General features: G+C 66.3%; 24 protein-coding genes. 8 read left to right on the plus strand and 16 right to left on the minus strand.

From position 1 onward, the window contains the following. Window positions 1–188 precede the first annotated feature (188 nt). The 3 genes from nifK to nifH form a co-directional block, all read right to left on the minus strand. Window positions 189–1745: a nitrogenase molybdenum-iron protein subunit beta gene (nifK, locus tag B9P64_RS02425; RefSeq protein ID WP_085314684.1), complete on the minus strand. Its 1557-nt coding sequence runs from the start codon at window positions 1743–1745 to the stop codon at window positions 189–191. A gap of 119 nt (window positions 1746–1864) precedes the next feature. Then, complete coding sequence (gene nifD / locus B9P64_RS02430; RefSeq protein WP_085314685.1) at window positions 1865–3322, minus strand: nitrogenase molybdenum-iron protein alpha chain; 1458 nt, start codon at window positions 3320–3322, stop codon at window positions 1865–1867. Window positions 3323–3473: 151 nt separating this feature from the next. Then, complete coding sequence (gene nifH, locus B9P64_RS02435) at window positions 3474–4355, minus strand: nitrogenase iron protein (RefSeq protein WP_085314686.1); 882 nt, start codon at window positions 4353–4355, stop codon at window positions 3474–3476. A 470-nt stretch (window positions 4356–4825) separates the two neighbouring features. On the opposite strand from nifH, the gene B9P64_RS02440 reads away from it, so the two are divergent. Genes B9P64_RS02440 through draG form a run of 7 tightly spaced genes read left to right on the plus strand, consistent with a single transcriptional unit; the run spans window position 4826 to window position 10520 of the window. Then, window positions 4826–5254 carry a group II truncated hemoglobin gene (locus tag B9P64_RS02440; RefSeq protein WP_085315079.1) on the plus strand — a complete coding sequence of 143 codons (429 nt, stop codon included), beginning with the start codon at window positions 4826–4828 and terminating at the stop codon, window positions 5252–5254. Further along, window positions 5238–5828 carry a hypothetical protein gene (locus tag B9P64_RS02445; protein WP_085314687.1) on the plus strand — a complete coding sequence of 197 codons (591 nt, stop codon included), beginning with the start codon at window positions 5238–5240 and terminating at the stop codon, window positions 5826–5828. The genes B9P64_RS02440 and B9P64_RS02445 overlap by 17 nt, the downstream gene beginning before the upstream one ends. 4 nt (window positions 5829–5832) lie before the next feature. Next, window positions 5833–7497 (plus strand): nitroreductase family protein, encoded by a 1665-nt coding sequence (locus tag B9P64_RS02450; protein WP_085314688.1) that lies wholly within the window; start codon window positions 5833–5835, stop codon window positions 7495–7497. Next, window positions 7494–8306: an ankyrin repeat domain-containing protein gene (locus tag B9P64_RS02455; protein ID WP_085314689.1), complete on the plus strand. Its 813-nt coding sequence runs from the start codon at window positions 7494–7496 to the stop codon at window positions 8304–8306. The genes B9P64_RS02450 and B9P64_RS02455 overlap by 4 nt, the downstream gene beginning before the upstream one ends. Before the next feature lies 1 nt (window position 8307). Beyond that, window positions 8308–8739, plus strand: coding sequence for an ArsC/Spx/MgsR family protein (locus B9P64_RS02460; RefSeq protein WP_085314690.1), 432 nt, complete (start codon window positions 8308–8310; stop codon window positions 8737–8739). A 49-nt stretch (window positions 8740–8788) separates the two neighbouring features. Next, on the plus strand, window positions 8789–9637 hold the full coding sequence (locus tag B9P64_RS02465; protein WP_085314691.1) for an NAD(+)--dinitrogen-reductase ADP-D-ribosyltransferase: 849 nt from the start codon (window positions 8789–8791) through the stop codon (window positions 9635–9637). Continuing rightward, complete coding sequence (draG, locus tag B9P64_RS02470; protein WP_085314692.1) at window positions 9630–10520, plus strand: ADP-ribosyl-[dinitrogen reductase] hydrolase; 891 nt, start codon at window positions 9630–9632, stop codon at window positions 10518–10520. Before B9P64_RS02465 ends, draG begins: the two co-directional genes overlap by 8 nt. Before the next feature lie 6 nt (window positions 10521–10526). Here draG and B9P64_RS02475 read toward each other — a convergent pair whose 3' ends face one another. Continuing rightward, entirely contained in the window at window positions 10527–10925 is a 399-nt protein-coding gene (locus B9P64_RS02475; protein ID WP_085314693.1) for a group III truncated hemoglobin, read from the minus strand. A gap of 39 nt (window positions 10926–10964) precedes the next feature. After that, the gene (locus tag B9P64_RS02480; RefSeq protein WP_176256693.1) at window positions 10965–12641 is read right to left on the minus strand and encodes a cation:proton antiporter; all 1677 of its coding nucleotides are present in this window, start codon (window positions 12639–12641) and stop codon (window positions 10965–10967) included. Between the two features lie 256 nt (window positions 12642–12897). Here B9P64_RS02480 and B9P64_RS02485 point away from each other — a divergent pair, with 256 nt between their 5' ends. Then, a complete protein-coding gene (locus B9P64_RS02485; protein WP_176256694.1) occupies window positions 12898–15303 on the plus strand; it encodes a hypothetical protein in 2406 nt (801 codons plus the stop codon). A gap of 115 nt (window positions 15304–15418) precedes the next feature. Here B9P64_RS02485 and B9P64_RS02490 read toward each other — a convergent pair whose 3' ends face one another. The 11 genes from B9P64_RS02490 to B9P64_RS02540 form a co-directional block, all read right to left on the minus strand. Then, window positions 15419–15712 carry a 2Fe-2S iron-sulfur cluster-binding protein gene (locus B9P64_RS02490; protein WP_085314696.1) on the minus strand — a complete coding sequence of 98 codons (294 nt, stop codon included), beginning with the start codon at window positions 15710–15712 and terminating at the stop codon, window positions 15419–15421. Window positions 15713–15827: 115 nt separating this feature from the next. Beyond that, window positions 15828–16682: an SIR2 family NAD-dependent protein deacylase gene (locus B9P64_RS02495; protein ID WP_085314697.1), complete on the minus strand. Its 855-nt coding sequence runs from the start codon at window positions 16680–16682 to the stop codon at window positions 15828–15830. Window positions 16683–16706: 24 nt separating this feature from the next. Continuing rightward, window positions 16707–17861: a DegT/DnrJ/EryC1/StrS family aminotransferase gene (locus B9P64_RS02500; RefSeq protein ID WP_085314698.1), complete on the minus strand. Its 1155-nt coding sequence runs from the start codon at window positions 17859–17861 to the stop codon at window positions 16707–16709. Between the two features lie 46 nt (window positions 17862–17907). Further along, window positions 17908–18168, minus strand: coding sequence for a hypothetical protein (locus B9P64_RS02505; protein ID WP_085314699.1), 261 nt, complete (start codon window positions 18166–18168; stop codon window positions 17908–17910). Between the two features lie 11 nt (window positions 18169–18179). Continuing rightward, a complete protein-coding gene (nifT, locus tag B9P64_RS02510) occupies window positions 18180–18401 on the minus strand; it encodes a putative nitrogen fixation protein NifT (protein WP_085314700.1) in 222 nt (73 codons plus the stop codon). Window positions 18402–18437: 36 nt separating this feature from the next. Continuing rightward, the gene (locus tag B9P64_RS02515) at window positions 18438–19634 is read right to left on the minus strand and encodes a cysteine desulfurase family protein (RefSeq protein WP_085314701.1); all 1197 of its coding nucleotides are present in this window, start codon (window positions 19632–19634) and stop codon (window positions 18438–18440) included. A 15-nt stretch (window positions 19635–19649) separates the two neighbouring features. Beyond that, window positions 19650–19979: a DUF3024 domain-containing protein gene (locus B9P64_RS02520; protein ID WP_085315080.1), complete on the minus strand. Its 330-nt coding sequence runs from the start codon at window positions 19977–19979 to the stop codon at window positions 19650–19652. A gap of 54 nt (window positions 19980–20033) precedes the next feature. Beyond that, window positions 20034–20294, minus strand: coding sequence for a nitrogen fixation protein NifZ (locus B9P64_RS02525; protein ID WP_085314702.1), 261 nt, complete (start codon window positions 20292–20294; stop codon window positions 20034–20036). Next, window positions 20291–20659: a nitrogen fixation protein NifZ gene (locus B9P64_RS02530; protein ID WP_085314703.1), complete on the minus strand. Its 369-nt coding sequence runs from the start codon at window positions 20657–20659 to the stop codon at window positions 20291–20293. Before B9P64_RS02530 ends, B9P64_RS02525 begins: the two co-directional genes overlap by 4 nt. Continuing rightward, entirely contained in the window at window positions 20652–21524 is an 873-nt protein-coding gene (locus tag B9P64_RS02535; RefSeq protein WP_235839876.1) for a 4Fe4S-binding leucine-rich repeat protein, read from the minus strand. Before B9P64_RS02535 ends, B9P64_RS02530 begins: the two co-directional genes overlap by 8 nt. Further along, the gene (locus B9P64_RS02540) at window positions 21521–22120 is read right to left on the minus strand and encodes a tetratricopeptide repeat protein (RefSeq protein ID WP_235839877.1); all 600 of its coding nucleotides are present in this window, start codon (window positions 22118–22120) and stop codon (window positions 21521–21523) included. The genes B9P64_RS02535 and B9P64_RS02540 overlap by 4 nt, the downstream gene beginning before the upstream one ends. Between the last annotated feature and the right edge of the window lie 19 nt (window positions 22121–22139).

The raw sequence follows: 22139 nt of genomic DNA on the forward strand, positions 1-22139 counted from the left end.
GAACGGTGCCAGTCAAACAAGCCCTTTTAAATCAACAAGTTAACCAAACAAGCACAGAAATTGGCGACTTGTCTCCGGGGTTTGAAGGGTTTGCTACAAGCGCTTTTGTCGTGAACTGCCCAGCCACAAAAAAAGGCCACCCGAGGGTGGCCTTCTGAAACACGCCGGCAACCCGGCATGCGTTCGAATCAGCGAATGATGTCGTACGAGTAGTCGGTCTTGCCCGGGATGATCGTGTTCGTATCCAGGGTTTCGAAGAACTCGTCAAGGAAGGTGACGAGAACGCGCATGCCGCCTTCGTAGCCCCAGATCGGGTAACGATGGTAGTGGTGGCGATCGAAGATCGGGAACACCAGACGGATCAGCGGGGTGCCCGTGTCACGTTCGAGGTACTTGCCGTAGGTGTTGCCGATCAGGAAGTCGACCGGCTCCGTGAACAGCAGCGAACGCATGTGCCACAGGTCGCGCTTCGGGTAAGCCTTGCAGCTCGAACCGTAGGGCGAGGCATCGAAGATGCCTTGCAGCTTGGCTTCCCAGTCGCTGTCGCCGTTGGTGGCCAGGACGTGAACCGGTTCCGCGCCCAGTTCCAGCAGGAACTGCGTGAGGCCGATCATCTGATCCGGGTCGCCGTAGAGGGCGAAACGCTTGCCGTGCAGGTGAGCCTGGCTGTCGGCCATGGCGTCGACCAGCAGACCGCGCTCGTTTTCGAGTTCGGCGGGAATCGGCTTGCCCGTCAGGCGCGAGATTTCCATCAGGAACGCATCGGTACCGGCAACACCGACCGGGCTGTTCAGCACGACGACTTCCTGGCCCTTTTCGCGGATGTACTTGGCGGTACGGGCAGAGCTGAACTCCTGGAACACGATCGTGGCCTTGGCGTTGAGCGCCTTTTCCACTTGTTCCTTGGTCGTGCCGCCGTTGTACATGCGGAACTCGCCATCCGTGGGCGTGGCCCAGGCTTCCGACGGGTCGCAGATGATCGTGTAGTCGATGCCGAACAGGCCGAAGATGCGCTTGATTTCCTTCATGTTGCCGACGACGAAACCGTCGAAGCCACCGATGAAGTTGATCGATTCGTTCGGCTGACGAACCAGCGGTTCGGTCGTGCCCGACTTGCCATCCCAGAAGTGCTGCAGGATGCCCAGGAGCGCATTGTCGTAGCCGGTGATGTGGCTGCCGACGAAGGCCGGGGTATGAGCGTAGGGAACGTCGTATTCGGCCGGGATGCTGCCCTTGTCCTTGGACGTCTTGATGAAGGCGTTCAAGTCATCGCCGATAACTTCGGCCATGCAGGTGGTCGAGACCGCGATCATGTCGGGCTTGTACAGGTTGTACGAGTTCGCCAGACCGTCGATCATGTTGTTCAGGCCACCGAACACGGCGGCGTCTTCCGTCATCGACGAAGACACGCAGCTGGTCGGTTCCTTGAAGTGACGCGAGAAGTGCGAACGGTAATAGGCAACGCAGCCTTGCGAACCGTGCACGAACGACAGCGTCTTGTGGAAGCCGTTGGCCACGAACACGGCGCCGAGCGGCTGGCAGGCCTTGGCGGGGTTCACGGTCAGCGCTTCACGCGCGAAATTCTTCTGCTTGTAGTCTTCGGTCTTCGTCCACTGCACGATTTCCTGGATCTTGGAATCGGCGTGATTGAATTCGAAGTCCTTCTTCTTCGCGAGCATCTCTTGATACTCGGGCTCGCGGAAAAGCAATTCGTGGTCGAGGACCTTGTCTGCGCTTTGCGGCATGGTTGTGCTCCTTGCAGGTATGACGTGAACCGGGTGACTTGGATGGGGTGGTTTTTCGTATAGGGCCCGTCAGCGTTGGGGACGGGCGTGTTGCCACGCCCATCACCCGATCCGCTTGCTTACTTCTTCCAGGGCGCCTTCGTCAGGCCCCAGACGGGGCTGCTGATCGCCATGTCCATGTCACGCGCAAAGATCGCGAAACCGTCATAGCCGTGGTACGGACCCGAGTAGTCCCAGCTGTGCATCTGACGGAACGGCACGCCCATCTTCTGGAACACGTACTTTTCCTTGATGCCCGAGCCGACGAGGTCAGGCTGAACCTTCTCGACGAACTTCTCGAATTCGTAGCCGGTCACGTCGTCATAGATGAGCGTGCCATCCTTGACGTAGTGGGTCGTGCGTTGGTAGTCGTCGTTGTGGCCGAATTCGTAGCCGGTACCGACCACTTCCATGCCCAGGTCTTCATAGGCGCCGATCACGTGACGGGGACGCAGACCGCCCACGAACAGCATGACCTTCTTGCCTTGCAGACGCGGCTTGAACTTGGCGATGACGGCGTCAACCAGCGGACGGTACTTCTCGATGACCTTCTCGGCGTTCGCCTTGATGGTGTCGTCGAAGTGCGAAGCGATTTCGCGCAGCGACTTCTCGATCATCGTCGGGCCGAAGAAGTTGTACTCGACCCAGGGCACCCCGTACTTTTCTTCCATGTGCCGGCTGATGTAGTTCATCGAGCGGTAGCAGTGAAGAACGTTGAGCTTCGCCTTCGGGGTGTTTTCGAGTTCGGCGATCGTGCCGTCACCCGACCACTGAGCCGTGACGCGCAGGCCCATTTCTTCCAGCAGGATGCGCGACGACCAGGCGTCACCACCGATGTTGTAGTCGCCGATGATCGCGACGTCATACGGGGTCGAGACGAACTCGGGGCGCTTGTTGGGATCGGTCTTGTCGAACACCCAGTCACGGATCGCGTCATTGGCGATGTGGTGGCCGAGCGATTGCGACACGCCGCGGAAACCTTCGCAGCGAACCGGAACGATCGTGTGACCGTTGAATTGCTTCGTCTTCTTCTTGGAGACGGCTTCGATGTCGTCGCCGATCAGGCCGATCGGGCATTCCGACTGAACCGAGATCCCCTTGTTGAGGGGGAACAGTTCCTGAATTTCGTCGATGATCTTTTCCAGCTTCTTGTCGCCGCCGAAAACGATATCTTTTTCTTGGAAATCCGACGTGAACTGCATCGTCACGAAGGTATCCACACCGGTCACGCCGATGTAGTAGTTGCGACGGGCAGCCCAGCTGTATTGACCGCAGCCGACCGGACCGTGCGAGATGTGGATCATGTCCTTGATCGGGCCCCAGACCACGCCCTTGGAACCGGCGTAGGCACAGCCACGAATCGTCATCACGCCCGGGAGGGACTTGATGTTCGACTTGACGCCGCAATCGGGCTTGCCTTCCTCGTATTGACCGAGGTGCTTGGCACGCTTCTTGGCCATCTTTTCGGGATAGGCCTTCAGAACTTCATCGATGAGGGCCTTGTTGGCGGCCTTCTTGTCATCAACGGTAATGCTCATGGTTGCGCTCCGTTCGTTGGGGAAATGCGAGAGTGGAGAGAGCAGAGTCGGGCGTGAGAAACAGCCGACCGGGAGCGGGGGGCACTACCGGCCGAGCCGGCGCGGTAGACGCAAGATCCCCGCGCCCGGCTCTCGACCCTCGACTCTCGTCTTAGGCGGCGAGGTCGGCAGCGGTCTTGCCGACTTGCGATTCGTCGATTTGCTTCATGATGCCGTGTTCCATCAGCAGATCTTCGAGCTGATCCATCGTGATGGGGGTCGGGATCGTGCCGTTGCCGGCGTTGTTGTGCACCTTGCTGGCGAGCTGGCGATATTCGCCGGCTTGCTTGCTGTCCGGGGCGTATTCGATGACGGTCATGCGACGCAGTTCGGCGTGTTGCACGATGTTGTCACGGGGAACGAAGTGGATCAGCTTCGAGCCGAGCATCTTGGCCAGCGATTCGGCCAGTTCCAGTTCCTTGTCGGTCTGGCGCTCGTTGCAAACCAGGCCGCCCAGACGCACGCCACCCGAATTGGCGTACTTCAGAATGCCCTTCGAGATGTTGTTGGCGGCGTACATGGCCATCATTTCGCCGGACATGACGATGTAGATTTCTTGCGCCTTGTTTTCGCGGATGGGCATGGCGAAACCGCCGCACACCACGTCGCCCAGCACGTCATACGAGACGTAGTCCACGCCTTCGTACGCGCCGTTTTCTTCCAGGAAGTTGATCGAGGTGATAACACCGCGACCGGCGCAGCCGACGCCCGGTTCCGGACCACCGGACTCCACGCAACGGATGTCCTTGTAGCCGATCTTCATGACGTCTTCGAGCTCCAGATCCTCGACCGAGCCAGCTTCGGCGGCGAGCGACAGGATGGTGTCTTGCGCCTTGGCGTGCAGGATCAGGCGGGTCGAGTCAGCCTTCGGGTCGCAGCCCACGATCAGGATCTTCTGGCCCAGCTCGGTCAGAGCGGCCAGGGTGTTTTGGGAGGTGGTGGACTTGCCGATACCACCCTTGCCATAGAAGGCGATTTGACGAAGTGAGGCCATTACAGTTCTCCGGTAAAGCTTCGGTTGAAAATGCGAGTTGCGGTGTCGCGACCTCGATGCAGCCTCTGGTGCCTTTATCGGTCTTGTTGTTCAGCCACTTGTCGGCAAGTCATGGTCCGCGCAGGCCAACTATCGCAACGGCCGTGCCACCGATGTGGTTTTTATTCAAGCCATTGATTTTTAAATAGAAATTGCCAGCTATCGGCGCGATAGAAAGCTGCGTGTGGTTTGTGTGAAACCTGACAAAAGCCGGTTCCGGCGTAACGAAGGGCACAGCACGACAAACCGCCCGACAACTTGTCGCATTGCGCCGCATGGCAGCGCGATCGCGACTGGCGCCTGCCCGCTTCCCTAGTGCCAACGCCCGCGCGCGTTGGCGCGCACGCGTATGCGCGCGCGTCCGTTGTTCATGAAACGGGCCGGCATTGCAGACGTGGCAGCGCTTGGTACGGACGTTGCTGGGTCCGGTCATGGAACCCAGGACTGCACCCTCGCTCAATCCGCATTTCGCGCTCGTCGGCGGCCAAGAGGCCGTGGACCGAATCGTCGATGAGTTCTACCGGCTGATGGACACGCTGCCCGAAGCCGCCGCCATCCGTGCGATGCATGAGCCCGACCTGGGGCCAACGAAAGCAGTACTGAAAAAGTATCTTTCGGAATGGCTCGGCGGACCGAAGACGTACAGCGCGGAGCGTGGTCATCCACGCCTGCGCATGCGGCACGCCGCCTTCGGCATAGGACCGGCGGAGCGCGACGCCTGGCTTCTCTGCATGAAGGGCGCACTGGAGAGCGTTGTGACAGACGGCGTTCTTCGTGCCCAGCTGATGCAGGCCTTTTTCAAAACGGCGGACTGGCTCCGCAACGACCCCCAAGGAAATCCTCATGACAACCATCGATAAGACTGCGTTCGCGCGCCTTGAATCCGAGAACCGGCTTCTGAACCCGGTGCTGAAGGCCCCCACCAAGAAGGAAGGCCGCTTCGGCTTCCGCGGCGAACTCGCCCTGGTCTTCGACACGCAGCTCGCCGACGAAGCCCGTCCGCCGCTCCTGACCTGCGACCAGGTCATGGCCACCGCCGAAGACAGCGAGGGCTACATCAGCTTCTTCGCCGGCTATCTGCTGTCGTTCGAATGGCTGAAGAACGTCGCCGAAGTGCTGGGCGACTCGGTCAAGCCGACCGGCAAGTACTTCCTGTTCTGCAACAACGTCGACCTCTCGTCGAAGTACCAGGTCACCTACAACGGCATCCCGTTCTACGTGCTGCCGATCGACGAATCGACGGTGAACAACGAGCTGCTGCAGATGCTCTACATCGAGAAGAACGACATCAAGAAGCTCGATACCGCCGGCAAGACCGACGCCATCGCCAACGCTGCGCTCAAGTTCAACACCAAGTACGAAGAGATCAGCTACGAAGAAGGCGTGAAGCGCCAAGGTCCGGTGCGCAACCCGAACGAGAACCGTCCGGTCTGATGCAATGACCCAGGCCCGCACCATCCCCATCGCGAGCGTCGCCCAGCGCGACCCCGCCGTGCCCGCGCCGGAGCGGGTGCGGGCCTATCACGAGCGGACCAAGCATCGCCTCGACGGCTATGCGCGCGGTCCGGAGACGATCGACTGGTCGTCGCCGCCGGATCCGTTCCGGCATTACGAAGGTTGCAGCCGCGTGCTGCTGCCGCTGTCGGCCGATGGGCTGACAGTGCATTTCGACGAACTCGGGCATGTGCCGCCTGCTGCGCCCACGCTGGCTGCGATCGGCGCGCTGCTTGAGCTGTCGTTTGCGCTCGCCGCATGGAAGGAAGCCGGACCCGATCGCTGGTCGCTGCGTTGCGCGCCGTCGAGCGGCAACCTGCATCCGACCGAAACCTATCTCGTCGCGCGCGGCATCGATGGCCTCGCCGACGGCGTGTGGCATTACCTGCCGCGCGAACATGCGCTCGAACAACGCGCCCAGTTCCAGCCCGCGCATGAAGGCGCGCCGCTGTTGCAGCTCGGCCTGACCAGCATTCACTGGCGCGAAGCCTGGAAGTACGGCGAACGCGCCTTCCGCTATTGCCAGCTCGACATGGGCCATGCGCTCGGCACGTTGCGCTATGCCGCCGCCTGCCTGGGCTGGACCGCCAAGCTCAACGAGACGCTGTCGAGCGAGAGCGTCGCATCGCGCGTCGGCGTCGACCGCGAACAGGATTTCAAGGGCGTCGAGCATGAGGACGCCGAAGGGCTGGTCGACATCGGCTTCGGTAGCTACTCGGGCGATGCGCGCGAGGCGGCCGAGCCCGCCTTCATCGAATGGATCGGCAGCGCGACGCGCGTCGACCGCTGGCCGATGTACAAGTGGCCGGTCATCGACGACGTTGCAAGCGCCACTCAGCGCCCGCCGCTCGCGCGCCAGCCCGACACCGATGCCGGCGGTCAGCGCAGCCTGCCCGCGCCCGCTGGCGTCCCGGCCGCAGCCCTCATCCGCAACCGCCGCAGCGCCCAGCAGTTCGACCGCAAGCACAGCATGAGCGCCGCCCAGCTCTGGCCAATGCTCGATGCGCTCGTCAGCCCGGCGTCGGTGCCGCTCGATGTCTGGGGCCCGCATGCGCGCGTGCATCCGGTGCTGTTCGTGCATCGCGTCGACGGGCTGGAGCCGGGCGTGTATGCGCTGCCGCGCAGCTCGCTCGCGCATGCGCTGCTGCGCATGGGGCTCGACGAAAAATTCGCGTGGACCCGCGTCGAAGGCGCGCCCGAGCATCTGCCGCTCTACCGCCTCAACGATGTGGCGGTGCAGTTCATCGCGCGCCGCCTGAGCTGCGGTCAGGCCATCGCCGGCGACTGCTGCGTGGCCATGGCCTTCGTGGCCGAATACGACGACACGCTCGACGAAGCGCCGTGGCGCTACCGCGAGCTGCACTGGGAAGCCGGACTGCTCGGCCAGGTGCTCTATCTCGAAGCCGAAGCCGTGGGCCTGCGCGGCACCGGCATCGGCTGCTTCTTCGACGACGCCGTGCATGAGGCGCTGGGCATCACCGGCACGCGCCTGCAAACGGTCTATCACTTCAGCCTCGGCCTGCCGATGGTCGATGCGCGCATCCGCAGCGAAGCGCCCTATGCCCATCGCGACGCCGCCGCGAACCCGCAAGAACGGAGCGAAACATGAGCCTGCCCTTCCGCCGCCTGACCGCCGACGCCGCCGCCAGCTTCATCAAGCAGGACGGCGTGCGCATCCTCGACTGCCGCGATCCGCGCGCCTATGCCGCCGCCCACATCGAAGGCGCCGAGCGACTCGACGACCGCAGCTTCGGCGGCTACGTGGGCCAGCTGCCGCGCGACACGCCGCTGTTCATCTACTGCTACCACGGCAATGCGAGCCAGACCTTCGCGAGCATGTTTGCCGACTTCCGCTTCACCAACGTGCACGACCTGGTCGGCGGCTACGAAGCCTGGGAACAGTACGAACGCATCATGGTCAAGCCGGCCGCCAAGGCCGCCGGCCCGATCCCGGCCGATCTGGCCGACTGGCTCGAAGCGCAGGGCTTTGCGCGCGACGACGTGAACGGCACGATCGAGAACAAGACCACGCCGGTCATGCGCGCTGCCCGCCTCGGCGATGCCGCGATGACCGCTGCGCTGGTCAATGCCGGCGCAGATCTCGACGCCCGCAATGCCGACGGCAACAACGCGCTGTGGCTGGCCTGCTTCGCCAACGACCCGGCCACCATCGAGGTGCTGGTCGAGGGCGGCGTCGACGTGGACAACCAGAACGACAACGGCGCCACCTGCCTGATGTACGCCGCCTCGGCCGGCAAGACCGAAGCCGTGGTGCAGCTGCTCAAGGCCGGCGCCGACGTGCTGCTCAAGTCGGCCGACGACTACACCGCGCTCGACATGGTCGCCAACGAGGAATGCTTGCACCTGCTGCGCGCCGTCGAGAAGGCAGTCAAGGCCGAGCAGCAGAAGGCGGCCTGACATGACGCACATCGTCTTCTTCGAGAAGCCGGGCTGCGGCGGCAATGCCAAGCAGAAGGCCATGCTCAGCGCCGCCGGCCACACGCTCGATGTGCGCAGCCTGCTGGCCGAACCGTGGACGCGTGAATCGCTGCTGGCCTTCCTCGATCCGCTGCCGGTCGACCAATGGTTCAACCGCGCGGCACCCAAGGTGCGCGACCACGAAATCGTTCCCGAAGAGCTCGACCGCGATCAGGCGCTGGCACTGATGCTGGCCGAGCCGCTGCTCATCCGCCGCCCGCTGATGCAGGTGGGCGAGGTGCGCATGGTCGGCTTCGATGCTGAGGCGGTCGACGGCTTCGTGGGCCTCGCGCCACGCGCCGATGGCGCCGCGCCCAAGGGCAATCTCGAAGGTTGCGCGGCCGCAAGCGTCAAGAGCTGCGACCCCGCCTAAGCTGGCGGCCCGCGCGCGCAGCGACTGCGCGCGCCTCTCGGTCGCCTTCATGCCCCACATCCCCCCTCATCACGACCGCGACCTGCCGCATGCCTGGGCCACGACCAATGTGGTCGGCGTGTCGGCCGAATGGATCGGCGCGGTCGGCTTCAACGACAAGCCGGCGCATCTGAGCATTGCCGGCGCACGCTCGTCGGCGCGCGGGCTGTTCGACCAGCTCGACCGCGTCGGCGACCTGGGCGAAGCCGCCGACGTGTTCCGCCAGTACATGCGCATGGCCTTCGGCCTCGTCGCCGATCACGCGGCGCGCGAGCGCTCGGAACGGCTGCGCTGGAAGTCGAGCTATCTCAAGCTGCTCGAAGGCTGGGGCTTCGATTCGAACGGGCCGCAGGGCGCGGTGCTCAAGGGCTGGGTCGAGAGCCGCTTCGGGCTGGTGCCGACCTGGCATCACGGCGCGCTCGGCCGCTTTCCGTCCGACGCCTGGGTGCGCTACATCGAAGAGAAGATGACCAGTCGCTTCCACGGCAACTGCATCAACATGCAGCTCGATCTGCTGTTCGAGTACTGCCAGTGGGCGATCCGGCGCTTTCATCTGCCGGCGCGGCCGCAGGGCGCGCACACGGTGCGCGCGTGGCGCTGCGTCAACGGGCTGGGCGAGCATCGCTTTGTCGAAGGCAGCCTGCGCGAGCGGCAGGGTGTCGTGCATCTCAACAATCTGGTCTCGTTCAGCCTGTCGCGCGCGCATGCCGAGGCCTTTGGCGACTGGATGCTCGAGACCGAGGTAGCGGTCGAAAAGCTGCTGTTCTTTCCGGGGCTGCTCGGCCAGTCCCTGCTGGCCGGCGAGGGCGAGGTGATCGCGCTCGGCGGCGAATACCGTGTGAAGGCGAGCTATGTCTGACCTGCACCCTGCCCTGCTCGACCGGGCGCTCGGCGCCTATCTGGGCCTCGCCATCGGCGATGCGCTCGGCGCCACCGTCGAGTTCATGACGCCGCGCGAGATCGCCGCCAACCTCGGCGTGCATCGCGACATCACCGGCGGTGGCTGGCTCAAGCTGCGCGCCGGTCAGGTGACCGACGACACGACCATGTCGCTGGCGCTCGGCGATGCGCTGGTGGCGCACAACGGCTTCGACGCCCGCGCGGTGGCCGACGCCTTTGCCGGCTGGCTGCGCGGCAAGCCAGTGGACTGCGGCAACGCCTGCCGACGCGGCATCCGGCGCTATCTGGCCGACGGCTCGCTCGCCGGCCCGTACAACGAGGGCGACGGCGGCAATGGCGCGGCGATGCGCAATCTGCCGGTGGTCATCGCGGCGCTGCACGACGACGCCGCCTTCGAGGCCTGGACGCTGGCGCAGGCGCGCATCACGCACAACCATGCGCTGTCCGATGCCGGCACGCTCGGGCTCGGCCGCATCGCGCGCCGCTTGCTGCGCGGTGACGGCGATGCCGGGCTGCGCGCCGAGGCCGATGCCCTCGTCACGCGCTGGCCGGCGTTCAGGCACACGCCGTGGCCGGGGCGCGCGAGCGGCTATGTGGTCGACACGGTGCAGACCGTGCTGCACCACGTACTCGCCATCGACGACTTCGAGGCCTGCCTGATCGCGGTGGTGAACTGCGGCGACGATGCCGACACCACCGGCGCGCTGGCCGGCATGCTGGCCGGCGCCCGCTGCGGCGCGCAGGCGCTGCCGACGCGCTGGCTCAACCGGCTCGATGCGGAAGTGCTGCGGCAGATTCGCGCGCAGACGCTCGGCCTGCTGCGCATCGCCGGCCACGGCTGAGCCGGCTCAGCGCTCGCGGTTGGCCTCGACCGCCACGAGAAAGGTGTCGGCCACGCGCCGCGCGCGCTCGATGGCGAAGGCGGCGGCCGCCTCGCCGAGCGTCTCGCGCGCGGTGGCCGAGAACAGCTCCAGCCAGCGCGCGAAGTGCTTCGCATCGACCGGCAAGTCCACATGCCGGGGCAGCGGCCGGCCCTGATAGCGGCCGGTGCGCCGCAGCAGATGCGACCAGAAATCCTGCAACACCGCGAAGTGCTGTTCCCAGTCGTGCACATGGGCGTCGAACACCGGGCCGAGCAGCTCGTCGTTGCGCGCGGCCTCGTAGAAGCGGCGCACCAGCTGCTCGACCTGCGCCTCGGTCGCATCGGTGGCGGGCAGAAAGACGGGCGGTGCGTGGTCGTGCGACATGGCGGCGGGCGATGAGCGGAGGGAAGCCGCGAGTATCGGTCAGAGCGCGGCGCGCATCGTGCGCAGCATGGCTTCGCCCAGCTCGTCGATGGCATCGCAGACATGCGTGCCGCCGAACTCGTTGAGCCAGACCCGCTCGGCATCGCTGTGTGCCGCGACCACGATGGCCAGCCGCGGATTGAGCTTTCGCGCCAGCAGGCAGAGCGCCATCTTCGAGTCGAGCGTGCCGTCGGCCACGACGAACAGCCGCGCCTGGGCGATGCCCGCGCCTTCGAGCACGCCGGGCGCCTGCGGATCGCCTTGCACCGCGCGCAGGCCGGCGCGGCGCAGCGGATCGAGCACGCCGGCGTCCTCGCCGATCACGCCGAGCGGCATGCCGACCGTGGCGCAGCGCTGGGCCACGCGCCGGCCGAGCGCGCCCAGGCCCACCAGCAGCACGGTGTCGGCGCCGGTACGCGCGATGTCCTGCGTGAGCTCGCGGCTGGCTTCGGCAAACTCGGGCGCTGCGGGCTCGGCATCGGGTTCGTCGGCCGCGCCACCGGCGGCCAGCCGGCGCGCCTCGTAGCCGGCTTCCCAGCGGAACAGCAGCGGATTGATGGCGATGGAGACGATGGCGGCGAACACCAGCACGTCGAAGCCCTGGTCGGGCAGCATGCCTTCCGACCGGCCGAGCGCCGCGAGAATGAAGGAGAACTCGCCGATCTGCGCCAGCCCCACGGCAACGATGCGACCGGTGCGCGCGCTGCTCTTGAGCAGGCGCACGATCACCAGCGCCACCAGCGGCTTGACGATCAGCACCACCACCAGCGCCGCCGCCACCAGCACTGGCGCCTCGACCACCACCGCCGGGTTGAACAGCATGCCGACCGACACGAAGAACAGCGCCGAGAACACGTCGCGGAAGGTCGACATGTCGGCCGCCGCGCGCGGCCCGATGCGCGACTGGCCGATCGCCAGCCCGGCCAGGAAGGCGCCCAGCGCGACCGACACATGGAACACCTCGGCCGCGATCAGTGCCACGCCGAGCGCCACCACGAACACCGCCAGCGTGAACAGCTCGCCGGCCTGCGAGCGCGCGATGCGCTCCAGCCCGTAGCCGACCAGCCGCGTGCCCACCAGCCACACCAGCGCGCCGAACAGCGCCGCCTTGCCGAAGGCCAGCGCCAGATCGCCGGCGAGCTGGCCCGGCGTGGTCTGCGGCGCGGCCAGCGCCGGCAGCACCACCAGCGCGATGACGGTGAACAGGTCTTCCACGATCAGCCAGCCGACCGCCACATGGCCGGCATGGGTGCCGAGCCGGTCGCGCTCGACCAGCATGCGCATCAGCACCACCGTGCTGGCCACCGCCAGCGCCATGCCGAACACCAGCGCGCCGGCGTTCTCCCAGCCGCAGGCACGCGCCACGCCCCAGCCGACCGCCGTCGCCACCACGCTTTGCGCCACCGCGCCGGGCACCGCGATGCGCCGCACCTGGAGCAGCTCGCCGGGATGGAAATGCAGGCCGACGCCGAACATCAGCAGGATCACGCCGATCTCCGACATCTGCGCCGCGAGCTGGCCGTCGGCCACGAAGCCTGGCGTGTACGGCCCGACCACCACGCCGGCCAGCATGTAGCCGACCAGGGTCGACAGGCCCGCGCGCCGGGTGATCCAGCCGAAGACGAGGGCGACGGCGAGGGCGCCGGCCAGGGTGGCAATGAGGGACAGGTCGTGCATGGGCGAGATGGGCTGCGGCGGAGGGCGGTGGAGGGGCGCGCGCGGGCCCGGCGCGACATTGCCTGCGCACCTCGACCGGCCCCGCACCGGCAAGCCAACGAGTCTGGCGGCTGGCTCAAGCCGGGAAAAATCGTTACTCGTCGCGCCAAATCGACCGTCGCTCAGCAAGCCCGCGCTATGAAAGCAAGTGCGGGTCTTTCCCGAGTCGATCGTGCTACCTGTTTCAGCCTTTGAAACGCAGGCAGGGAGCGACGACATGGAAAGGCAATGGAAAAAGCGGCACCGACGACCGCGCATCGGTTGGCTGACGGCATTGGCGCTTGCACTCGGCGGCTGTGGCGGCGGTTCGGGCAACGCGCCCGAGCCGCACGTCGCGCCGGCCAACATCCATGTCGATCCGGCGAGCAACGATGTGCCGGAAGGCGGCGCGACCGCGGTTGCCGAGCCGGCCGCCTCCACCGCCAGCACCGCGCGCGCCGGCATCGCGGCCGCGAGCGGCGCGACCCAGCCCGACTACCTGGCGGCCGCCAGTCTCTGGCGCCCGCTGGTCGATGTGGAACTCGCGGTCCAGCCCGGCAGCGCGCTCGACCTGTCCGACGTGCTCGCGCCCTATGCCAGGCGCGACCGCGCGCTGTGCGCCAACTGGACCATGACCACGCTGATCCTGCCCGACACCGATGCCGGCATGACCGCGCTGGTGGCCGAGGTGCGCCGGCGCGGCTACAACCTGGTGCGACTGCATTACCTCGACCAGGCGCTGCTCAACAAGCCCCGCGCGGTCGACCGCGATTTCGACCCGGTGAAGCTCGACCGCTTCTACCGGCTCACGGCGGCGCTGGCGGCGGCCGGCATCGGCTATGCGCTCGACGTGTACTCGGGCGATGCCAGCTTCATGAGCACCGCCACGCTCAATGCCATCGGCTGGGATCGCGGCAAGCTGCGGCTGCATTACGACAGCCGCTACATCGCCGACTGGAAGGCCGCCGTCGACCGCATGCTCGCCAGCGTCAATCCCTATACCGGCCGCACGCTGCTGCGCGATCCGGCGCTCAAGCTGGTGATCGGCGTCAACGAGGGCGGCATCGTCTTCAAGGCCGGCTTCAAGCAGGCCTTCGAGCCCGAGCTGGCGGCGCCGTGGAATCGCTGGCTGCTCGACCGCTACGGCAGCACCGCCGCCTGGCGCGCCGCCTGGGCCGCCAGCCCGCCCGCCAGCACCGAAGACCCGGCCGCCGGCAGCGTGGCCCTGCCGGCCTACGCCGCGCGCAGCGATGCCCGCAGCCAGGATTTCGCGCGCTTCATGATCGCCACCGAAAGCGCGCTCGCCACCTGGATGCGCGACTACCTGGCCGAGCGCGGCTACACCGGCGTGTTCAGCAACATGAATGTGCGCAACAGCTGGGAGGAGGACTTCGCGCGCGAACCCGCGACCGCGATGACCTACAACGTCTATCACGACCATCCCAACAGCTATGGCCTCGGCGGCAGCATCCGCGACGACAGCGCGCTCGACAATGCGCTGAGCTATCTGCGCATCGCCGCCCAGCACCGCTATCTCGACCGGCCCTTCTATCTCACCGAGGCCTCGCAGGTGTTCTGGAACCGCTACCGGCGCGAATTCGCGCTGGCCGGCGCCTTCGCCTCGCATCAGGGCTGGCAGGGGCTGTGTTCGTTCGGCGCCCAGCACGACGCACTGCGCTACGACCCGGCCACGCCCTATGCCTCGCGCCAGCGCATCGAGACCTTCCAGATCTGGGGCGATCCGATCCTGACCGCAGTCGACCGCATCAACGCCTTCTTGTACCGGCGCGGCGACGTGGCCGAAGGCAAGAGCGCGCTCGGCTACGTGATGCGCCAGCCCGAGGCGCTGGCCATCACCACCGCCTCACCCTGGACCATGAATCTGGCGCCGTTCGCCAGCAAGCGATCCCTGCTCTACAAGATCGGCATCGTGCCGGGCAGCAAGGTCGACGATGCCGGCAACTGGATCGGCCCCGGCAGCAAGCCGGCCTATGCCTATTTCCGCGAGCCCTTCCGCGTGAAGGAGGAATACGCGCCGACCGTGCGGCCCGGCTATTCGAGCGTCGAGACCAGCATCGGCCAGTGGTACGAGGTGGCGGCGCGCGCGCGCGAATACGGCGGCCTGCCGGCCGGCAACATCACCGACGCCACCGCCGACATCCTGCAGAACGACAGCAACCAGATCACCTACGACCTGCGCAAGCGCACCGCCCGCATCATCACGCCCAAGTCGGAGCTGGTGACCTATGGCGAGCTGCCGACCGGCGGCCGCACCTTCTGGATGGTGTCGCCCAGCACGCCCAACGCCACCGCCTCGGCGCACAGCCTCGACGACCTGCCGCTGACCATCTCCAACCATGTGCTGCTGGTGCATCTGACCGACGCCCGCAACACCGGGATGAAGTTCTCGGACACGGCCGAGAAGACCATTGCCGACTGGGGCAAGCTGCCCGTGACCATCCGCGGCTCGATCATCACCGCGCGCTTCATCCGCACCGGCAACTGGAAGCTCTATGCGCTCGATCTGCAGGGCAATCGCATCGAGGAGCGGCCGCTGGTCATGACCGGCACGCGGCTCGAGTTCAAGCTCGACAACACCGTCGGCGACCGGCCGGTGCTGTATTACGAACTGGTCAAGCAATAACGGCAATAGCGCCGCCGCAAACGAAGAAACGGCGTGCCGGATCGCTCCGGGCACGCCGTTTCCTCTGCCGGTCGCGCGAGCCTTGTGCTCCCGCGCGACCCGCGTATGCGATCGATCAGAGCTTGAGCAGCTCGACCGTCACGTTTTCCTCGCCGAGCGTGACCTGGCAGGCCAGACGCGACTTCGAACCCACACCGACGAGTTCGTCGAGCTTGGCGTTCTCGGCCGGCGTGGTCTTGGTCACGCTCTTGCGGCCTTCGGTCAGGAACAGGTGGCAGGAACCGCACTTGGCGTTGCCTTCGCACTTGTGGCCGATGACGGCGCCGGCCGCCAGCAGGGCCGACAGCAGGGTCTGGCCAGCGGTGAATTCGAACGTGGAACCGGCGGGATTGATGGTGAGGGTGGCCATGGCAGTTACTCCTGTTGTGATGTGATGGCTCGTGGGTGGACCCGTTGCGGGGCTTGGTGCGCGGATTGCGCAGGCTTGCCGCAGGGCCGTTGTGCGCCGGCCCTGGTCAAGCTCGTCAGGCCGCAGCGGTTTCGCCGATCGCGGCAGCCAGCTCGGCGGCAAACACATCGAGCGGCATGTCGATGCGCGTGATGTTCTGTTCCTCCATGAAGCGCTGTTCCATGCGGGTCGGCGCTTCGGGCAGCACGGCCCAGTGGCGGTCCGACGAACGCTTCATGATCTGGCGCGCGAAGGCACGCGGCAGCTGGTCGTTGAAGCGGGTGCCGATGAACAGGAAGCTGCGGCCGGTGCGGATGGCCTGCACTTCGGCGGGGATCGGGGTCTGGATGTCGATCTCGGTCAGCACTTCCACATAGTCGGAATCGGACACCAGGAAGTTGCCCGCCGGCGCATGGCCGCCGATCGGCTGGTAGACGATGGTCTTCCACGCCGGCGAGACGGCTTCGGCGATGGCGCCGGTGGCGTCGTAGGCGCCGGTCCAGGTGCCGAAATGCTCGGACTGCGACAGCCCCTGCACCTGGCCCCAGGCCGCGTCGGCGGCGGTGCCGCGCTCGCGCACGAAGGCTTCGCGCAGCGCATCGTCATACCAGGCCGCCACCACCACCGGCGCCGCGCTGCGGGCCAGCGCCAGATGCAGCGCCGACGGTTCCGGCGTCGCCGCATAGGCGTCGTTCATCAGCGTGACGATGGTCTTGCGGTGCTTGAAGTTCTCGATGAACTGCGCCGCCTGCGTCAGCCGCTTGCGGATCTTGTGCGGCACGGTGACCTTCGAGGTCAGCAGCTCGGCCAGCGCTTCCGGCGTCGGCGGCACGGTGGCGCCGGGGCACAGCGACAGCGTGCTCGGGCCAAGATAGGGAATCACTTCACCCGCGTTGAGGGCGGCGGCAATGTCGGAGACGGAGGCAGTCATGGCAGTCCTTCTTGTGCAAGAGGTTCAGTAGATGGCGACGCCCGCGCCGATGTTGATGGACGTTTCCTTGAGCGTCTTCACGATGAAGCGCACCTGGTCTTCCTCCACATGGCCGTGCAGCGGCAGCGCCAGTGCCCGGTCGCCGATGCGTTCGGTATCGGGCAGCAGGCCGCGCTTCCAGCCGAGCGTCTGGTAGTGGAACTGCTGGTGCAGCGGATGGCAGTAGGCCGCGCATTCCACCGCCTGGGTTTCCATGTCTTCCACGATCTGCGCGCGCGCGCTGGCCGTGAAGCGCTTGCCCAGGTGCACCACGTAGAGCATCCAGTGCACCTCGTCCACATCGGGGCCGAGATAGGGCGGCTTGATGCCCTCGAAGGCTTCCATGTGCTGCTGGTACCAGCCCTCGACCGCCTTGCGGCGCGCCAGGATCTCGTCGACCCGCTCGATCTGCGCCGCGCCGATGGCGGCCGTGACTTCGCTGATGCCGGCCTGGAGCGGCACGCGGCTGCCGACCGACACCGAGCTGCGATCCTTCACCCGGCGTTCGCGCAGATAGTTCAGCTCGGTCGCCAGCGTCGGATCGTCGGTGACGATCATGCCGCCCGAGCCGGCGCACAGCGCCGACGGCTGCGAGAAGTCGAATACCGCCGCATCGCCGAAGGTGCCGACCATCTTGCCGAGGTAGCGCGAGCCGATGGCTTCGGTCGAGTCCTCGATCAGCTTGAGGCCGTGCTTGTCGGCCAGCTCGCGCAGCTCCTTCCAGGCAGCCGGATGGCCGTTGGTGTTGCTCGCCAGAATGGCCTTGGTGCGCGGGCCGATCTTCAGCTCGGCCTTGGCCGGCGCCAGGCAGCCCGACCAGTAGTCGATGTCGGCAAACACCGGCGTGGCACCGACCAGCGTGATGGCATGCGCCACCTGGTGCCAGCCGTAGGCCGGCGCGATCACTTCGTCGCCCGGGCCGATTTCCATCGCCCGCAGCACCAGCCAGATGCCGATGGTGCCGCTGGCCACGCCGATGCCGTACTGGCGACCGAGCCAGTCGGCCATGGTCGCTTCGAAGGCCTCGACGATCGGGCCGCTGGACAGTTGCGGCGACTGCATGGTCGCCAGCACCAGCTCAAGTTCGCGCTGGCTCAGGTCAGGATCGGACAGTGGGATCCAGTCGCCTTCGGTTGCCATGGTCGCTCCGAATCTAGGGGGTGGGCAGGAGGAGGAGAGGCGCGGTTCAGACGCCGGTCAGCACGAAAGCCGAGGCACGCGCCGGGTCCTGGGTGATGGACCAGCAGTGACCTTCGTTTTCCATGAGGTAGAGCGCCCGTTCGCCGGTCTTGACCGCCGGCGTTTCGTTCTTCATGTCGTAGGCGTCGACGACCGAGGCCGCCACGCCGGGAAAGCGCGCGCGCAGTTGCGCGGCGGCAGTCCGCACGGTTTCGGCCACGGTCAGGATCGCGCCGGCTTCCTGGAGCTGTTCGAGGGTCAGTGCCATGGCTCGCCTCCTCAGTCTTCGTCGCTGCTGGCCAGCTTCTTGGCTTCGACGGTGACGGGCAGCGTCGTGCCTTCGGGCATTTCGGGGATGGCCAGTTGCCAGCCGTTGGCCAGCGTCACCAGGCCGCCGAAGATGCCTTCCTTCTCCTGCGAGACGATCGGTTCTTCGAGGTCCTTCTTGGGCACGTAGGCGGACAGGACGCCGTTGCCAGCTCTGCGGATCATGACTTTCATTTGAGGCTCCGGATGGGTTGGAACTTGGGGATCGGTTCAGGCGGCAAGCTGCTTGCCGTCGGGATCGGATTGCTCGCCCAGCAAGGGCGCGAGCGCGGCCGGAATGACCTCGATGACGCGCGCGATCTCCGCATCGGTCGTGGCGTCGGAAAGCGACAGACGGATGGCGCACAACGCAAGATCGCGCGGTACGCCCATGGCGACCAGCAGGGCCGACGGCTCGCTGCCGCCGGCCGAACAGGCCGACCCGGATGAAGCGATGACGCCAAGCTTCTCGATGCGGTTGAGCACCACGTCGGCATCGAGGGCGCCGAAGCGCAGGTACAACGTGTTGGGCAGCCGCGGCGCGCCATCCGCGAAAACAACCGTGCCCGGCAGCGCGGCCTTGAGGCCGGCTTCGAGGCGGTCGCGCAACGCGGCGATGCGTGCGGCCGTCTCTGGAATCTTTTCTGCGCCGTTCATCAGGCGCTCGGCCGCGGCCGCGAAGCCGGCGATGCCCGGCAGGTTCTCGGTACCGCCGCGCCGGTTGCGCTCCTGCGAACCCGCGAACAGCGCCGGCCAGGCCAGGCCCGAGCGCATCAGCAGCACGCCGACGCCCTTGGGGCCGTGCAGCTTGTGCGCCGACACCGACACCAGATCGGCGCCACTCTCGGCGAAGTTGAACGGCAGCTTGCCGACCGACTGGGTCGCATCGACATGCAGCGGCACGCCCGCCGCCTTGCACAGCGCAGCGATCTCGGCCACCGGCATCAGCACGCCGGTTTCATTGTTGGCCGACATCACCGACACCAGCGCCGCATCGTCGCGGATGAGCTGGGCGGCGGCGGCCAGGTCGAGCGTGCCCTGCGGCGTGACCGGAATGAAATCGACCTGCACCGCATGGCCGCCGTAACCGCCCGCCGCGAGCTGCCTTGCAAGCTTTTGCATGCTCGCGTGCTCGCCGGCGCTCAGCACCAGCCGTTTCTTTTCCCCACGCGCCAGCGAGCCGAGGATGGCCATGTGGTTCGACTCGGTCGCGCCGCTGGTGAACACCGCCTCGGCCGGCTTGCAGCCGAGAAACTTGGCGATCGCGCCGCGCGCGGCCACCAGCTTCTGCTTGGAAATCTGGCCGACCGCATGCGACGACGAGGCATTGCCCCAGCTGTTCAGCAGGCAGTCGTTGACCGCGGCGACCACCTCGGGCGCAGGCGCCGTGGTCGCATTGTTGTCGAGGTAGATCCAGTTCGCATCCATGGCTGGGCTCGCTCGTCAGGGCCAGAACACGCGCTGCGGATCGAGCTTGATCGCTTCGAGCAGCGCGTCGATGCGGAGCGAATCCTGCTGGGCGACCCAGGCCTGCTTCGCATGGTCGCGCGAATGCAGGCGCCAGCCGCCCGCCTTGAGCGGCTCGATCCAGGCGATGTCGATGACGCCGCCGTCCGGATCGACGTTGCGCGAGCAACAGGGGCTGACGATGCGCCAGCCCGGCTCGGCCGGCAGCACTTCGGGATGCACGTACTTGTAGCGCACGCGATCCTTGATGGCGCGCTCGATGCGCTTGCGGTCAAGCGACGAGGCGCGGGGGCCAGAGTGCGTCATGGGCACCTCCATGCGAGCAATTGCGAGTGCGGCTGGGGGGCTCATGACAGGCGATCAGGCCGCTGGCGCGAGCCCGCGCTCGGGCACGGCAATCTCTTCTTCCAGGCAGCCGACGACGAGTCCGTTGAACTCGACGAGGTAGACCGGAATGTTCGCGTCGACATGGTGGCCGACCTGGACGATCTCGCCGATGTCGCCGGCGCGCGCCAGCAGCGCATCGACCGGATGGTCGGGGAAGCTGCCGTCGTTGATCAGGTCGTCCAGTGCCACAACCCGCTGGCCCCATTGGTACTTGGCGTCTCTCGGCTCGATCATTGTTCTTCCTCTTCTTCAACTTGCTTCTTGCCGGCGTCACGGATGAAGGCCTGGGCTTCCGGACTGAGCTGATCGATGACTTCGTCGGGCAGACCGTCGAGCGTGCACATCTCCTTGGCACGCATGCCCACCTGATAGCCGTGCTCGACGAACTCCACGGCGTAGATGTAGTACTGCTGCAGGAAGGTGCCGATCGACCGGACGTAGCCGAGATCGCCCTTCTGCACGAGGACCACGCCAACGTCGAGACCGTTGAAGGTCCCGTCGTTGCGGATCACGCTGCGAGCCATCACGCGCTCGCCGAAGCCGAAACGCGGCGGTTCGGTGATTTCGACGACTTCACTGTCGCGAACGATGTCACCCATGGTTCTGCTCCTTTCCGTGGCTGTCGTGAGAAACGCCAGCGGCCGCAGCCGCCGCTTCCGCGAGACGCGACCGGGCAGCCGATCGCACTTCCTCGTCCTCGTCTTCGGCCAGCCGTGCCAGCAGTGCCGGGCCCGCGCGCTGCGCGACCTCCCAGCGCACCAGCCATTCGACATCGCCGGCAAGCCGGTCGAGCAGCCCGACCGGCAGGCGGCGCGCAACGATGCGGCGCACTTCCAGCGTCCGGTCGGCAACAAGCATGAGCAGTGCCGGCATGTCGATGCGCTCGGCCACCTCGCAACGCACCTGCTCGTCACGATCATTGACCATGGTGGCGAGCAGTGCCAGCGGGAGCCGACGAGCGACCAGCGCGCGCACGTGATAGTCCACGTCGCGGATCATGCCGGGCAGATATTCGGGATCGAGCCGCGCGGCGACGCGGATGCGCACCTCGCGGTACTCGTCGTCCTTCATGCGCTGGAGCAGCCGCTGCGGCAGGCGCATGGCGATCGACAGACGCACGGTTTCGTCGGGATCGTCGATCAGCGCCGGCAGGCGGAACACATCGGCGTTCTTGCAGGCCAGCGAGCGCACCTCGAAGTAGGGATGCGCGAGATTGTCGTTCGACGTTTCCGGGTTGAAGCGGAAGAAGCGGTCGATGCGGCGCGCATAACGATCGTTGATGCAAGCGTATGCAAGCTCGCAACGGCCTTCTTCGAGCAGCGCCTTGTAGTTGCAGCTGGCGCAGTCGACCGGCTGCTCCTGCCAGTCGATCGCGGGAATGCGGTCCTCGGCATCCATCGCCGCGCGCGATTCGCGGCGCTGCCGCTTGGCGGCGATGCTGGCGGTATCCAGACGAGCGTTCATGCCGTGGGCTCCGTGGTGGCCCAGCCATAGGGCTTGCGCAGCGGTGCCGGAGCGGGCGCGTCCTCGTACTCGTCGTCACCCGACTCGTAGCGGCGCAGCACCAGGGCCAGCAGCGAGCCACCGACGCAATCCTGCGGATCGAGGCGGCGCAGTTCATCGAGCGCGGTACGCGCTGCATCGAATTCACCGAGCCGCAGATTGAGGTAGGCATGCCCCTTGAGGCAGAACAGATAGAAGCGCGCGGCCGTGTTGCCCTTCGCGTCCTCGATCGGATCGTAGTTGCTCCCGACCGCGTACCTGCTGGTCGCGAGCGCAATGTCGGCAATGTCGCGGCACTCCGCCAGCCGATGGCTGTAGAAGTAGAAGCGGTACAGCGCAATCAGTGTTGCGGGATGGTCCGGCGCAAGCGCCCGGGCCTGGATCAGCAAGGCGTGGGCGCGCTCTGGCTGCTGCCAGAGCCGACCGCCCTCCGCGATGAGTTCCTCGACATCCTTCGGCAGGCCACCGCCAAGCACGGCGAGATCGAAGTCGCCGTCGAATCCGCCGCTGCCGGGATCGAACCCGGCGAGCGCGTTGGCGCCTTCTTGCGTGCTCATGGCGATGCCCTGTCCGAAG

Source organism: Derxia lacustris (assembly GCF_002105195.1).
In the GTDB taxonomy this organism is placed as follows: Bacteria; Pseudomonadota; Gammaproteobacteria; order Burkholderiales; family Burkholderiaceae_E; genus Derxia; species Derxia lacustris.